This is a genomic window from Leptospira sanjuanensis (genome assembly GCF_022267325.1).
Classification (GTDB): domain Bacteria; phylum Spirochaetota; class Leptospiria; order Leptospirales; family Leptospiraceae; genus Leptospira; species Leptospira sanjuanensis.
The window spans coordinates 651,880-664,555 of record NZ_JAIZBG010000001.1; the positions used below are offsets into that span (position 1 = coordinate 651,880).

Below are 12,676 nucleotides of genomic sequence, written 5' to 3' on the forward strand. Positions count from 1 at the left end.
GGAAAGAAATTGCGGACCGGAGCCGAAACGATTTTCCTTTATGCAAAAGATGTCATATATAGGATGTTTTCCGGTTCGACCGAAACGATAAGAAGAGCGACTCGACGATCAAAAAAGAATCTTATTCTTATACGATTTCTTCCAATTTAAGAAGTTCTTCTTCCAACCGGTCGATGAATTTTTTATTGCCCGTGATCCCGTAGAGCTGCATCGCTCCTTGATAGAGGAACAACGCCTTTTCCGCGAACTCCAAAGCGGTTTTTGAATTCAGCGTTTTTTTCTTTTTCCAGATCGGCCGAGTGAAGTATTGGCCGAAACTTCGATTCCATCGGTCGAGGGATTCTAAGATTCGTTTTTGCAATTCCGGTTCCTCGTGCGTTTGATTGGAAAAGTTCGCGAGAGGGCAGCCGTATTTGTATTTGGTTCTCAATCTTCTCTGTATGAATTTGATCCAGGCCCGGATAAAGTCCGGATATCTTTCGTATTTGTTCATCATGATTTCGGCTAAGCCGATGATCTGTTCTTCCTGAAACGAAACGTAACTTACGCCGAGATCTTTTTTGGATGGGTAATACCGGTATAAGCTCTTTTTAAACGCGTTCGCTTCGCTTAATATTTCGTTGATACCGGTATTGGAATAACCTCTCTCATAAAAGAGTTTCACCGTAGCCTTCAAAATCCTGTCCTTGGCCGGGTCGTGTTTGAGAAAAGTCTGTTTCATCGATCGAACCGATTGTTCAAAAGTTTCTTCTTTAAAGGGAGAAAAAATTTCCCCTCTTCGAAAAATCTTATACCTGAAATTTAAAATGGTAGACAAATTTGTCTACCATTTTATAGGCTTAATCCAAGGGTAGACCGGTTGTTCTACCGAGGAGGAAAAACATGGAGACTCTGGAACAAGAGACCGCACCGCAAGCGGAAGGAAGATCGTTTACTCATTATGTAAAGGTTCGCTGGGTGGATTTGGACGAGAACGGACATGTGAACAACGGAGTGTATCAGAGCTATTTCGACGAGGCGAGAAGGGCGGCTTTCGAAGATGCGGGTATGAATTTGGGGGAGTTGCGCCAAAAAAATATCGGTCCTGTGATTTTGAAAGCGGAGTTGGAATACAAAGCGGAATTGAAATATCCGGAAACCACGCGCCTTGTGACTCGCTTTGAAGCGAAAAAAGGAAGTCGTGTATTGGTGATTCAAGATCTGTATCGCGAGTCGGATGGCGCCTTGGTATGTTCCTCCAAATTTTTCGGTTTGTTTATGGATCTAAAAAGAATGCGTCCTTATAAGGTTTCGGAGGAAGAAGCTGCGAAACTTTCGTGACGTATTGCGGTTCTTTTCCCGTTAAAAAAAGGTCTTTTTCTTTTCTTGGAACGGTTCATATTCGTCCTAAGAAAAGAAGAAGATGAACAACCGGGATCATTTCATTCGATTAGAACCTTCCGTTCTTGAGGATCGTAGAAAATTCTACGATTGGCTCGTTCATCCGGAATTGGTTCCGTTTTTATTAGGGCCGCCTTTGTTTCCGGACGCGGATATTCCGACTTGGGAAGAATTCTCCGCCGATTATTTGGAGTATTTTTTTACCGGTTCGAATCCGGAACTCGGAAGATGTTACAGAATTCTAATGGATGAGGTTTGTATCGGACAGATCAATTACGCGTCCGATTTGCCGACTCGCCGCGTCGCCGAGCTGGACATCTGGATGTCGTCGCCCGAATTTTGCGGTCGCGGATACGGAGTCGAAGCGATTCGAATCCTGAGCGCTATTTTGTTAAACGAACTGGATATGGAAGAACTTATAATCCGTCCTTCCGCAAGAAATCCAAGAGCCGTCCGCGCGTACGAAAAGGCGGGTTTTCGAAGAATCGAGATCGACCGCCAAACGGCGGCCGTATTGTACGGATGCGGAGATTATTACGACGATGTCGTTTTAGTTTTGCGAAAAAATCCCTGAACCGATAAAAGAAATATTCCTAAAATAGAATATTCTAAAAATCGAATTCCTAAAACATGGAACATCGGGATTCGATAAAATTCGTCCTCATTTTCGTCCCTGCACAGAAAGGCCTGGGTCATATCCGTTCTTTCGGGAAGAGGATGGGTGACTACGAGGTTTCTTGTAACCGTGGTTTTTTCCGGACAGAGAAAATTCATCGGATAGTTGTATAAATAATTTCCAGGTTGGTCGATTGCGACGCCCATGACGGAAAAGAATACGAGAAAGATCGCTTTTGCCGGATCGGGAAATCCGGATCGTAAGGCCGATCTGGCTCCGTAAAATCCCGCGATCAACAGGAGCGCGCTCGCCAAACCCTCCACATTCGATAATGCGACAATGAATAGGATCGGCAGGAGGATCACGCATGCTAATCCGACAAGAATCAACAGCGCCCACCCGAATGTCCCCAATTTGAGAATTTTTTGTAAAAACGAAGTCGAACCGGTGATTTCCGGGTTTTCGCCTTTTGTGTTTCCACATTGAATGCAGCGATCCAAGGTGAGCGGGTTTGCGTATCGGCAGTGGCGGCAGATCCATTTCATAAAGTGGAATTCATTTTGTCGTTCCGGTTCAATCTGCAAGATTTTTTTTTCGAGATTCTGAAGGCGAAGGGATCGATTTGATCGGAATCTCCTGCGCAGCGTCCTTCTGTCGATCGGTTAAAAAATAATTTCGAAATCGTCCTTAATAAAATGTCAAGTTATCATACGAAGGAAATATCGAGCGTGAAGATTGTAGATATCTTATATGATACGGAAGCTTTTCCTACTGATATTGGTCTCTTCGATCGTCTTCGCATGTTCCCATAAGAAAGACGAAATTTCGGAACAAGAAGCGCTTTTGCTTCTTTTGGGTTTACCGGACCGCGCTGAAAACTACGATCGAGACGTTCAGATCGTGACTTACAATTCGGTCGTTCCTCCGAGCGACGGCTCGACATACGTCTGTAATATCAATTACGCCGCAAACGACGTAAATCATTTTCAAACTCTGCTCCAAACGCAAATCTCTCGATATCCCCGCGGTTATCTGATCAAGGGAAAAGTGGAAAGAGTGATCCTGTGCGCAAATCTTTCTATGAACGGTCGAAACGCTGCCGGTTACGCCGACGTTTTGGGAAACGGCGTTTATTTGAACGTAAGTCCGGGAATCGCAAACGGGGCGATGGACGATTGGATCAATCGCGCGATCCATCACGAATTTACGCATAACTTTGATTATGCGGTTCGAGGCTTTTATATGGCTGTTCATTCGGATTGGGCTTCGCTCAATACGGTCGGTTACGCGAGCAATGTAGATTGGTCCTTGCCGAACCTGCTTCAGATCGATAATCCGGTGCCCGGGTATATTACGACTTATGCAACTTCCAATGTGGGAGAGGATTACGCGGAAGTCGGAATGGGGTTGATGGGACCGGCGGCTAGTTATACGCAGATGATCGACGTTTGCAAAACGGATTCGGTTGTTCGTGCCAAGGTGAATCTGATGATCTCCGATATGAAACGGTTTTGGTCGTTTGCGGTCGGAAGCGATACTCTTTGGAAGCAGAGGGTTACGGGAACTTCCTGCAATTGATTCTGAATCATTTTCCAATAAAGGAGAATTTCGTGAAAGTAAAGATTGTTCTTGGTTTTTTATTCTTATACATTCTCATCGCATGTAATCATAAAAAAGAAGATACAAATGCATCCATCGTATTGTTGTTAGCTCCGGTCTTTCTCGATCGAGCCGAAAACTACGATCGGGACGTTCAGATTATTACTCGTACGATGCCGCCCTCGAACCAATGGTATACGTTTGATCTGAGTTATTCCGACGCGGATTTAGATGCGTATGTTTCGCTTCTCCGCGCACAAATTACAAAGTATCCGAAAGGATATTGGATCAAAGCGAGAGCCGAAAAAATCTATTTAGTAAAATACATCAACGGAGTAAGCGGAGGCGGCGCGAGAGGACTTTCTCTCGCACCGGAAAACAGCATTTATCTTGCGGTGGGAGAAGGTTTGGCCGCTTGCGTCAATTGTGAAGAAGACTATGCCGCGACGATTCACCACGAGCTGATGCACAACGTAGACTACTCGCAGTTCGGACCGTTTTATTCTGTGTCTGTGGATGAGTGGAATGCTTTGAACCCGAGCGGATTTTCCTATGGTAGCGTTTCGAATTCGGGCGCGGCCGCCGCGGTTTGGACTCAAATCATTCATCCTACTTCCGGTTTTCTCAGTTATTACGGCACCACAAATAAGTTAGAAGACCGCGCAATCTTTGCCGCTGCGATTCTCGGCGGCATGCAACAAAATCAATCCGACACTTTGGTTAACTTTTGTAAGAATGATCCCTTCGTTGCGACAAAGTCTAAAAAGATCATAGCCGACATGAATCGATTCTGGCCGTTTGCGGGAGCCGAAGAAACTTTCTGGAAAAGGAGAATCACGGAAACTGCAACTGCTTGTAATTAGTTACGTAATAGGGAATGTCTCGAAGATTCTATTGTTTATGGAGAGTGCGTCTATGATCTATGATTCCAAATTCTCCGAATCGGAAATAAGCGAACATTCTTGCAGTTCCTATTTTTCCGTTTCAAAACGTGTTTTCGCTTCTGCGATTAATGCGTCCGCAAGTTTTGATAATCCCGGTCGGATCGTTTTCTTATGACAGAGATAAAATCTTCGTTCCACGTACAATTCGGGAATCGGAATCACTTTGAGTTTCGAGTTTAAGCTGTAGGAGGATAAAAATCCTATGCCTAAATCGGATTCGATGCTTTTGATAACCGACTCCACACTTCGAAGTTCCATCGCGATTTTCGGTTTGAATTCTTTTCCGAAGGACCGAATCTTTTTTTCCACCGCCTTTCGGATTGCCGAAGCCGGATGGAAGAATACGAACGATTCATCTTTGATGTCTTTGAGAATCGGTTTTTTCTTTTGAAAGATCGGATGTGTTTTTAATGCGACGGGGACGATTCTATCGGAAAGAAATTCCCGGGAAATGAGACCGGGCTCGTCCGCCGGTCCCGTAAGGATTCCTAGATCCACTTCGTTTAACAAAATCGATTCTTTCGTTTCCAGCGAATCGCCTTCCCGTACGGATAAGACAAGATCCGAATGATCCTTTCTTATTTTTTTTAGGATCGCAGGAAGAATCCAAGCCGACACGGTTCCTCCCGCAGAAAGGGAGAATTCTCCCGAAAGTTCCTTACCCGGTTCTTTCATCGCGGATTTCAATTCTTCCCAGAGTTCGCGCATTCTTTGCGCGTAGCTAAAGAATACTTCTCCGTCGTGTGTGAGGCGAATTTGTCTGGGGCCTCTTTCCAATAAGGAAACGCCCAATTCTTTTTCCAAAAGAAAAATCTGACGGGAAAGCGCGGGTTGTGTCAGGCCCAGTTTTCCCGCGGCCCTTTGAAACGTTCCCGCATCCCTGATTTCCAGAAAGTATCGGATCTGTCTGAATTCCATAGATTCTATACCTATAACTTTTTGTTATACTGTCAATCAATCCTATTTATTTGCATTATGCTTCTGCTTCTGTTATCTTCTTTTTATCGGAGGGGATATGGCCGGAAAAACATTATACGATAAAATTTGGGAATCCAGGGTCGTCGCAAAGGACGGAGAAGAGGATATCCTCTTCGTGGATAGACATCTTCTTCACGAAGTGACTTCTCCCCAAGCGTTTACCGCTTTGAAGGAAAAAGGAAGACCCGTTCGCAGAAGGGAAAGAACTCTCGCGATCATGGATCACAACGTTTCCACGAGAAACCGGAATTGGGACGGCGCGGGAGAAATCTCCAAAAAGCAGATGGAACTTCTTTCCAAGAACTGCGCCGAATTCGGAGTCGAGCTTTTGGATATAAATCACCCGGATCAAGGAGTGGTTCACGTGGTCGGTCCGGAAATGGGACTTACGTTACCCGGAACCGTGATCGCGTGCGGTGATTCTCACACTTCCACGCATGGAGCGTTCGGGGCATTTGCGTTGGGAATCGGAACGAGCGAGATCGAACACGTTCTCGCGACGCAGACGATCCGTTTGAAAAAATCGAAAAATTTTTCCGTACAAGTCAAGGGAGAATTGGGAGCCGACGTTACGGCGAAAGATCTGGCCTTATATCTGATCGGAAAGATCGGAACGGATGGAGGCCAAGGATACGTGATCGAATATTCGGGAGAAACGATCTCCAAATTCTCCATGGAAGAACGGATGACTCTTTGTAATCTTTGTATCGAAGCGGGCGCGAGAGCGGGTATGATCGCTCCCGATCAAACCGCGTTCGATTATCTAAAGGGAAGGGACTTTTCTCCCAAGGGTGAAGAGTTTATCAAAAAAACGGAATATTGGAAAACCTTAAAGTCGGATCCGGATGCGGTCTTTGACAAGACGATCGTTTTGGATGCGCGGGAAGTTTCTCCTATGGTGACTTGGGGAACCAATCCGGGACAGGTGATTCCCGTTCTTTCCACGGTGCCGAATCCGGATTCGTTCGACGATCCGGAAGTCCGAGCCGCGGCGAGAAGATCCTTGGAATACATGGGTTTGAAAGCGGGAGAAGAAATGCGCTCCGTTAAGATCGACAAAGTTTTTATCGGTTCCTGCACGAACGCGCGAATCGAGGATATACGCAAAGCCGCGGCGATCGCCGAAGGAAGAAAGGTTTCGTCTAACGTTGTTGCGATCGTGGTTCCTGGTTCGGGAAGAGTGAAACGTCAAGCGGAGAACGAGGGGCTGGATAAAATTCTTACCGAGGCCGGTTTTGAATGGAGATTGCCCGGATGTTCGATGTGTCTCGGCATGAACGACGATTATCTTTTGCCGGGAGAACGATGCGCGTCCACTTCCAACCGGAACTTCGAAGGAAGACAAGGACGAGGAGGCCGCACGCATTTGGTAAGCCCCGAAAGTGCTGTGGTCGCAGCGGTTTTGGGACGATTCGGAACCGTTCAGGAATTACAGGAGGAAAAAGTATGAGTCGCGCTTGGACAAAACACAAAGGATTGGCCGTTCCTTTATATCGCAAGGATATCGATACGGATCAAATTCTTCCGAAACAATTTATGAAAAAAACCGAGCGGACCGGATTCGGAGTTCATCTGTTTCACAACTGGAGATATTTGGACGAGGACGGTAATACGCCGAATCCGGATTTCGTATTCAATCAGAGCAGATACAAGAACGCATCGGTTTTGATTGCGGGTGAGAATTTCGGATGCGGCTCGAGCAGGGAACACGCTCCTTGGTCTTTGGCGGATTACGGTTTTCGAGTCGTCATTGCGCCTTCATTCGCGGATATTTTTTTCGGAAATTGCGCTAAGAACGGAATCGCTTTGGTAAAACTTTCCACGGAAGAAGTGGAGGAGATCTTGGAATTCGTAACGAATCGGGAAGGGGCGGAAGTTTCCGTCGATCTGGACGCGTTAGTCGTCTTTGCCGGCGAAAAGAAATACCGTTTTACCCTTTCCGAATCTCTTTTGAATCGAATCACCAACGGGTGGGACGATGTCGATCTTACGATGAAACATCTGTCTCGGATCGAAACCTTTGAATCGACTCTCGCATAAACGTCGATTCTCGAATCGATACCGAATCCGATCCGCGGATCTTTGCTCAAAGAAAGATTCTGCGGACGGAAATTCGCGGTCCGTCCTGGATCTTTTTCAAAAAACTTCGCCCCTATTCCATTCTTAATTTATATAAAAAACTCCAAGTTTAAAAAATAACGAACGGTGTCCGTTTTCATAATGTACCGAATTATAATATAAAAAACGAGTTGAGTCCTTCTTTTACGCGGAGAAAATTTGCGTATCATGAAAGCCAAAGATTTAGCGAAAACACTCGGCGTAGAACTTAAGGGTAACGGAGAACTGGACGTAATCGGAATCGGTGATATTGAAAATCATTCCGACGTTCGACCGGATCGAATCTATTACTTTGAAGCGAAGAAGTATCTGACTTCCAACCCTAAGGCGAAACAAGTTCAACTGGCGCTCACCACACCGGCGTTAGCCGAAGAATTTCCTTCCGCATTGATCGTTCCTGAAGCCCAGGCAAGATTGAAATTCATCGAAATGCTTTCTCTGTTCGAAAGAAAACCGAAATTCTCCGCTTCGATTTCGGATAGGGCGAGCATTCATAAATCCGCAAAGATAGGAAAGAACGTTACGATCATGGACTTTGCCGTGATCCAAGAGAACGTCGAGATCGGAGACAATTGTCAGATTTATCCGAACGTAGTGATCGAAAGCGGAGCGAAGATCGGGGAAGGAACGGTTCTTAAATCCGGCGTCGTGGTTTGTTACGATTGTGTTCTCGGAAAATACGACCTCATTCATTCGAACACGGTGATCGGCGCGGACGGTTTCGGCTTTTATGATAAGGGCGGAGTGCGTTACAAAGTTCCTCAGATCGGAAACTCTGTGATCGGCGATCACGTCGAAATGGGCGCCTGCTGCACCGTGGATCGCGCCACGATCGAAACGACGACTGTGGGAAATTATACGAAGTTCGACGATCACGTTCATATCGCTCACAACTGCAGAGTCGGTAACTACGTTTATATCGCGGGAGGAACGGTTCTTGCCGGTTCCGTGACTTTGGAAGACGGAGTCATCATGGGCGGTCAAGCCGCGGTTGCAGAAGGAATCACGATGAAGAAAGGTTCGATTTTGATGGGAATGTCCGGTCTTACGGAAGACAGCGCCGAAAAAGTCGCTTACTTCGGAATTCCGGCAAAGCCCGCGTTGGAGATGCATCGAATTCATTCTTCCATGGCGAAACTTCCGGAACTTGTCCGCGAACATAGGAACCGAACGAAGAATTAAATACGGCCCGATCGTCGGATTTGCAAGTTAGGATTGAATCTGCCTTTCCGTTCTTGAGATTGGTAAAAGAGGTTTATTCCTTTTATGCCAACGAACGCTAGCGCAAAATTCTACGTCCTTCTCGTGATCGCCATGATTTCCTGGGGCTTTGCCTGGCCTTCGGCAAAACTCATCGTCGGTGATCAGCAACCGAACGTAATCATCTTCTGGAGATTTTTAGCGACGGCGATTTCGATTCTTCCCGTCGTGTTGTGGAGAAAGGAATCTTTTCGGCTTCCGAATAAAAAAGTTTGGATCCAGGTCGCGATCGGCGGAATTCTTTATACGATCTACAATCAATTTTTTCTGTTGGGTTTAAAGAACGGGCTCGCGGGTGCGGGCGGCGTTCTCGTTACGACGATGAACCCGATCTTTACATACGTTCTCGTTCATCTGTTTCAGAAGAAGTTGCCTTCCGCTCGGGAAGGAATCGGACTTTTTCTCGGTCTCGTGGGCGGTTGTATTCTGCTTCGATTGTGGGAATTGGATTTGAATTCTCTCTTTCAATCCGGAAATATTTTCTTTCTTTTTTGCGCGTTCAGTTGGGCGATCCTAAGTATGAACAGTCACAGCACGGGGCAAACGATTTCTCCTCTTGTTTATAGCTTTTACGTTTTTGCGATCGGAACGGTTTTGGATTTGTTTTTGGCTCTTCCTTACGGAGTGGAGAAGGCTTTGGAAAGCGGACCGGTTTTTTGGTTTCATATCCTGTATCTTTCAGTGATCTCGACGACGTTCGGAACGACCGTGTATTTTTTCGCTTCGACCAAACTCGGTTCTCGAGTTGCGAGTTCGTTCATCTTTCTGGTTCCCGTCACGGCCTTGTTCGGAAGTTGGATCTTTTTAAACGAGATTCCGAGTTTTACGACGACGATCGGCGGAACGTTCGCGGTGCTTGCGGTCTTTATGCTGAACCGCAATCAAAACGGAGAATCGAAAAAGCCGGATCGGTAACGGCTTCGTTCCGGTGGAAACGAGATCGTATCGGTTTGCGGACCGGATTTCCTTTTTATGAGAAAACGTTTCCGTTTCGGATCGGAACCGTTGTATTTTTACTATATTAGAATATTCTAAAACACTCTGTGTTGCGCGGGAATTCCCGAACGCTTGCGGCGTTTTACGGAAAATGATCCGGTCGTTTCGGCCGCACGATTATCCCCAACGGCTTTTGTAGTAATGTTTTCCGGAAGGAGCGATTTCAAAACCTTCCGGATGTTCCACCACAAAGCTGGAATCTTTCAGGTCTTCGAGAAACGGTCTGAGTTGATGCGCGGACTTGGCGGTGTTGATTTCCAAATCCTCCATCGTCGTCATTCTTCCCGATTGAGAAGCCTGATAGATATCCTGAAAAATCTGAACGGTTAAGGAATTCATAACGATTGCGGATCCTTCCTGAATCTCGAAGTTCTCCGCGTTTTTTGTCAAAGAATTTTTGTCGAGGTGACGCGAAACAGGCACTTCTGAACGATTCTTGAAAAATTACGACTCACCTTTCGTATTCGTTTTTTTAAATATTCCGTCCGATCCCTTGAGAAAAAGAATGGAAAAACGTTCTTTTATAGAGGATAATCACCAGACCATGCGCAAAAAGAATCATATGCCTGAAACAAGAAATCCCGTCGAACTTGTGGAGTTCCTCTCGAAAGAAATGGAGAATCCTTCTTTTGACGAATGGCTTTCCGAACTCGCCGATAAGGCGATCGAAAACGACAAATTCGTTTGGAGTTTTCTGTATCAAGTGATGCGTGACGCGGATTCGGGCAGACTTTCCTGGGGATATCACAAAAGACTTCTTTCGGGAGCCGTTCAGATTCTTTCCAGAGTGGGCGACAGCCGTGCGTATCGCGCCATCATCAATTACGTAAAATCCTTGGATCGTCAGATTCCGATCGGCGCGCTCGAGCTCATTACCGATCTTCTTCCTTCTTTTGCCGAAGTGGACGCGGATGAAATTTTGAAAATCGCCGCGCATCAGAATTCTTTGAAATCCGCGTTCGGAGTTTTGGCTCTTTTTCAGCTGATCGTTCAAGGAAAAATTCCGGAAGAGAAAGTCGAAGAAACGAAAATCTTTCTCAAGAGTTATAATAACTATGTCTATTATTTGGATTCCGTCATCGAGCAGGCGCTGGATTATCTCGAAGCGGAAGAAGAACCGGATATGCTTTCCTTTTTTAACGAAATCGCCGTTTAAACGAACGTTTTACGGCGATTCAACTTCGTATTAGCAAGAAACAACTTTTTTCCGAATTGTTTCTTCCTCCCTGTCTTCTTTTCCTTCCCGAAGGTTAGAATTCTTAAAAAAGAATTCGACCTTTGCGCGGTCTTGTTCAAAATTTCAAAAAATTATTTCACTCCATTCGAGGTTTGCAATGAATCTTGTTTTTAAGGGAATTCAGTTTATCGGGAGATTTTCGATCATTCATAGGATCGTAGGAGTCGCCGCGTGCGGTTTCATTGTATTCGGTTTTGCCGTACCGGATATGAGGTTTCACTCCGCGAAAAAAAACAAAACGGAATTTACGTTTTCCGAATTCGTTTCCACTCCTGCGGACCAAATTCCGAGATACATCAAGATCAAGGACGGAGTGGTTCCAGCAAACAACTACGTCATTTCCACTAAAAAGAACAGACTGCAGCACATCACGTATCCGGTCGCGACCGTCGATCAATCCGGTTCCAAAAAAGTGAAAGTGATCGTCAAGGACAGCGACGTGACTCAGGAAGAGCTGGACAACGGAACGTATTTTTCTTCGCCTACGTTTGCGATCGAAGGAAGATTCAACGATACTTCATTGGATAGCGAATCCGAAAAAATTTATAAGGACATGGGTTATACTCTCGACGATCGTCTCTACGTTATCGAACGAGGCAGCGAACCTCTGGGATTTTTTCCGGCTCTCGCAATCGCGGTCTTTTTCGCTCTTTTGGGATTTTTTATCGCCGGTTCTTTTATTCCCGAATCTCTTTGGAGAAAATACTTTCCGTAAAATTTCCGGCGACTCGAAAGATCGACAAAGTCTTGTAAATTCCTTTGAACGAACGGGAGAATTTCGATTTCCGAAAAACGATTGAAACGTGGACGCATTGAGATTTAAACTATTGGAAAGAAGGTTTTAATCCATGCAGTCAAAACTTTTCATTCTGTTTTTCGTTTTCGGAATTCTTTTCCCGATCGCGGGCACGTTCGCAAAAGGAAGCTTTTACGATTTCAAAGTAAAAGACATTAAAGGAAACGACGTTTCTCTTTCCAAATACAAAGGTAAGGTCGTAATGGTGGTTAACGTGGCTTCCAAGTGCGGTTACACGTATCAATACGACAACCTCGAAAAAGTATATAAGAAATACAAGGATCAAGGTTTTGTCGTGGTCGGTTTTCCGGCCAACAATTTCGGAAGTCAGGAACCGGGATCGAACCAAGAGATCGAAACGTTTTGCAGAATTCAAAAAGGCGCCAGCTTTGACATGATGTCCAAAATTTCCGTAAAAGGAAAAGACCAACATCCTTTGTATTTATATCTCATCGAAAATTCTCCGACTCCGGGAGAAGTGGAATGGAACTTTGAAAAGATTCTCATCTCCAAAGACGGAAAGATCGAAGCTCGATACCGATCCGCGGTGGAGCCGGACAGTTCCGTCGTGACTCAAAAGATCGAATCCTTGTTGAAGTGACGGAAAACCTTTTTGAAAGAAAGAATTTTTTTCCGAAGAATCCGTTTGTCCGCAGTTGAGACTTCTTTATGGAAAGCTCGGGTTTGGCCGTTGGTCGCATCCTTTTCTATTTTGTTCGGAAGTTTTGTTTCCGCTTTTTCCGAGACAGAAC

General features: G+C 45.5%; 15 protein-coding genes. 11 read left to right on the plus strand and 4 right to left on the minus strand.

What is annotated here, in order from left to right; genetic code table 11:
- Positions 1 to 127: 127 nt before the first annotated feature.
- A complete protein-coding gene (locus LFX25_RS03070) occupies positions 128 to 721 on the minus strand; it encodes a TetR/AcrR family transcriptional regulator (RefSeq protein ID WP_238728852.1) in 594 nt (197 codons plus the stop codon).
- 161 nt (positions 722 to 882) lie between these two features.
- On the opposite strand from LFX25_RS03070, the gene LFX25_RS03075 reads away from it, so the two are divergent.
- Together LFX25_RS03075 and LFX25_RS03080 are read left to right on the plus strand one after the other, a co-directional pair.
- Positions 883 to 1,320 (plus strand): acyl-CoA thioesterase, encoded by a 438-nt coding sequence (locus tag LFX25_RS03075; protein ID WP_238728854.1) that lies wholly within the window; start codon positions 883 to 885, stop codon positions 1,318 to 1,320.
- A gap of 82 nt (positions 1,321 to 1,402) precedes the next feature.
- A complete protein-coding gene (locus LFX25_RS03080) occupies positions 1,403 to 1,954 on the plus strand; it encodes a GNAT family N-acetyltransferase (protein ID WP_238728856.1) in 552 nt (183 codons plus the stop codon).
- Here the strand turns inward: LFX25_RS03080 and LFX25_RS03085 are convergent.
- A complete protein-coding gene (locus tag LFX25_RS03085; RefSeq protein WP_238728858.1) occupies positions 1,915 to 2,541 on the minus strand; it encodes a zinc finger Ran-binding domain-containing protein in 627 nt (208 codons plus the stop codon). The genes LFX25_RS03080 and LFX25_RS03085 overlap by 40 nt on opposite strands.
- A gap of 205 nt (positions 2,542 to 2,746) precedes the next feature.
- On the opposite strand from LFX25_RS03085, the gene LFX25_RS03090 reads away from it, so the two are divergent.
- Positions 2,747 to 3,574 carry an LIC13305 family lipoprotein gene (locus LFX25_RS03090; protein WP_238728860.1) on the plus strand — a complete coding sequence of 276 codons (828 nt, stop codon included), beginning with the start codon at positions 2,747 to 2,749 and terminating at the stop codon, positions 3,572 to 3,574.
- Positions 3,575 to 3,606: 32 nt separating this feature from the next.
- On the plus strand, positions 3,607 to 4,458 hold the full coding sequence (locus tag LFX25_RS03095; RefSeq protein ID WP_238728862.1) for an LIC13305 family lipoprotein: 852 nt from the start codon (positions 3,607 to 3,609) through the stop codon (positions 4,456 to 4,458).
- A gap of 108 nt (positions 4,459 to 4,566) precedes the next feature.
- On the opposite strand, the gene LFX25_RS03100 is transcribed toward LFX25_RS03095, so the two are convergent.
- A complete protein-coding gene (locus LFX25_RS03100; protein WP_238728869.1) occupies positions 4,567 to 5,457 on the minus strand; it encodes a LysR family transcriptional regulator in 891 nt (296 codons plus the stop codon).
- Between the two features lie 97 nt (positions 5,458 to 5,554).
- Between LFX25_RS03100 and leuC the strand changes: the two genes are divergently transcribed.
- The 4 genes from leuC (at position 5,555) to LFX25_RS03120 (ending at position 9,810) form a co-directional block, all read left to right on the plus strand.
- A complete protein-coding gene (gene leuC, locus LFX25_RS03105) occupies positions 5,555 to 6,967 on the plus strand; it encodes a 3-isopropylmalate dehydratase large subunit (protein ID WP_238728870.1) in 1,413 nt (470 codons plus the stop codon).
- Positions 6,964 to 7,557, plus strand: a complete 594-nt coding sequence (leuD, locus tag LFX25_RS03110; RefSeq protein ID WP_238728871.1) for a 3-isopropylmalate dehydratase small subunit — start codon at positions 6,964 to 6,966, stop codon at positions 7,555 to 7,557. Before leuC ends, leuD begins: the two co-directional genes overlap by 4 nt.
- A gap of 246 nt (positions 7,558 to 7,803) precedes the next feature.
- Positions 7,804 to 8,817 carry a UDP-3-O-(3-hydroxymyristoyl)glucosamine N-acyltransferase gene (lpxD, locus tag LFX25_RS03115; RefSeq protein ID WP_238728872.1) on the plus strand — a complete coding sequence of 338 codons (1,014 nt, stop codon included), beginning with the start codon at positions 7,804 to 7,806 and terminating at the stop codon, positions 8,815 to 8,817.
- A gap of 84 nt (positions 8,818 to 8,901) precedes the next feature.
- Positions 8,902 to 9,810, plus strand: coding sequence for a DMT family transporter (locus LFX25_RS03120; protein WP_238728873.1), 909 nt, complete (start codon positions 8,902 to 8,904; stop codon positions 9,808 to 9,810).
- Positions 9,811 to 10,008: 198 nt separating this feature from the next.
- Here LFX25_RS03120 and LFX25_RS03125 read toward each other — a convergent pair whose 3' ends face one another.
- On the minus strand, positions 10,009 to 10,230 hold the full coding sequence (locus LFX25_RS03125; protein ID WP_238728874.1) for a hypothetical protein: 222 nt from the start codon (positions 10,228 to 10,230) through the stop codon (positions 10,009 to 10,011).
- A gap of 205 nt (positions 10,231 to 10,435) precedes the next feature.
- Here LFX25_RS03125 and LFX25_RS03130 point away from each other — a divergent pair, with 205 nt between their 5' ends.
- The 3 genes from LFX25_RS03130 to LFX25_RS03140 all read left to right on the plus strand — a co-directional run bounded on the left by LFX25_RS03130 (position 10,436) and on the right by LFX25_RS03140 (position 12,525).
- Positions 10,436 to 11,047, plus strand: a complete 612-nt coding sequence (locus LFX25_RS03130; protein WP_238731489.1) for a hypothetical protein — start codon at positions 10,436 to 10,438, stop codon at positions 11,045 to 11,047.
- Positions 11,048 to 11,225: 178 nt separating this feature from the next.
- The gene (locus tag LFX25_RS03135; RefSeq protein WP_238728875.1) at positions 11,226 to 11,843 is read left to right on the plus strand and encodes a hypothetical protein; all 618 of its coding nucleotides are present in this window, start codon (positions 11,226 to 11,228) and stop codon (positions 11,841 to 11,843) included.
- Between the two features lie 133 nt (positions 11,844 to 11,976).
- Positions 11,977 to 12,525, plus strand: coding sequence for a glutathione peroxidase (locus tag LFX25_RS03140; RefSeq protein ID WP_238728876.1), 549 nt, complete (start codon positions 11,977 to 11,979; stop codon positions 12,523 to 12,525).
- Positions 12,526 to 12,676: the final 151 nt, after the last annotated feature.

What these genes read in the sequence shown, in the direction of transcription:
- LFX25_RS03070 (WP_238728852.1), bottom strand. Translation starts at nt 721, where the DNA reads ATGAAACAGACTTTTCTCAAACACGACCCGGCCAAGGACAGGATTTTG.
- LFX25_RS03075 (WP_238728854.1), top strand. Translation starts at nt 883, where the DNA reads ATGGAGACTCTGGAACAAGAGACCGCACCGCAAGCGGAAGGAAGATCG.
- LFX25_RS03080 (WP_238728856.1), top strand. Translation starts at nt 1,403, where the DNA reads ATGAACAACCGGGATCATTTCATTCGATTAGAACCTTCCGTTCTTGAG.
- LFX25_RS03085 (WP_238728858.1), bottom strand. Translation starts at nt 2,541, where the DNA reads ATGAAATGGATCTGCCGCCACTGCCGATACGCAAACCCGCTCACCTTG.
- LFX25_RS03090 (WP_238728860.1), top strand. Translation starts at nt 2,747, where the DNA reads ATGATACGGAAGCTTTTCCTACTGATATTGGTCTCTTCGATCGTCTTC.
- LFX25_RS03100 (WP_238728869.1), bottom strand. Translation starts at nt 5,457, where the DNA reads ATGGAATTCAGACAGATCCGATACTTTCTGGAAATCAGGGATGCGGGA.
- leuC (WP_238728870.1), top strand. Translation starts at nt 5,555, where the DNA reads ATGGCCGGAAAAACATTATACGATAAAATTTGGGAATCCAGGGTCGTC.
- leuD (WP_238728871.1), top strand. Translation starts at nt 6,964, where the DNA reads ATGAGTCGCGCTTGGACAAAACACAAAGGATTGGCCGTTCCTTTATAT.
- lpxD (WP_238728872.1), top strand. Translation starts at nt 7,804, where the DNA reads ATGAAAGCCAAAGATTTAGCGAAAACACTCGGCGTAGAACTTAAGGGT.
- LFX25_RS03120 (WP_238728873.1), top strand. Translation starts at nt 8,902, where the DNA reads ATGCCAACGAACGCTAGCGCAAAATTCTACGTCCTTCTCGTGATCGCC.
- LFX25_RS03125 (WP_238728874.1), bottom strand. Translation starts at nt 10,230, where the DNA reads ATGAATTCCTTAACCGTTCAGATTTTTCAGGATATCTATCAGGCTTCT.
- LFX25_RS03130 (WP_238731489.1), top strand. Translation starts at nt 10,436, where the DNA reads ATGCGCAAAAAGAATCATATGCCTGAAACAAGAAATCCCGTCGAACTT.
- LFX25_RS03135 (WP_238728875.1), top strand. Translation starts at nt 11,226, where the DNA reads ATGAATCTTGTTTTTAAGGGAATTCAGTTTATCGGGAGATTTTCGATC.
- LFX25_RS03140 (WP_238728876.1), top strand. Translation starts at nt 11,977, where the DNA reads ATGCAGTCAAAACTTTTCATTCTGTTTTTCGTTTTCGGAATTCTTTTC.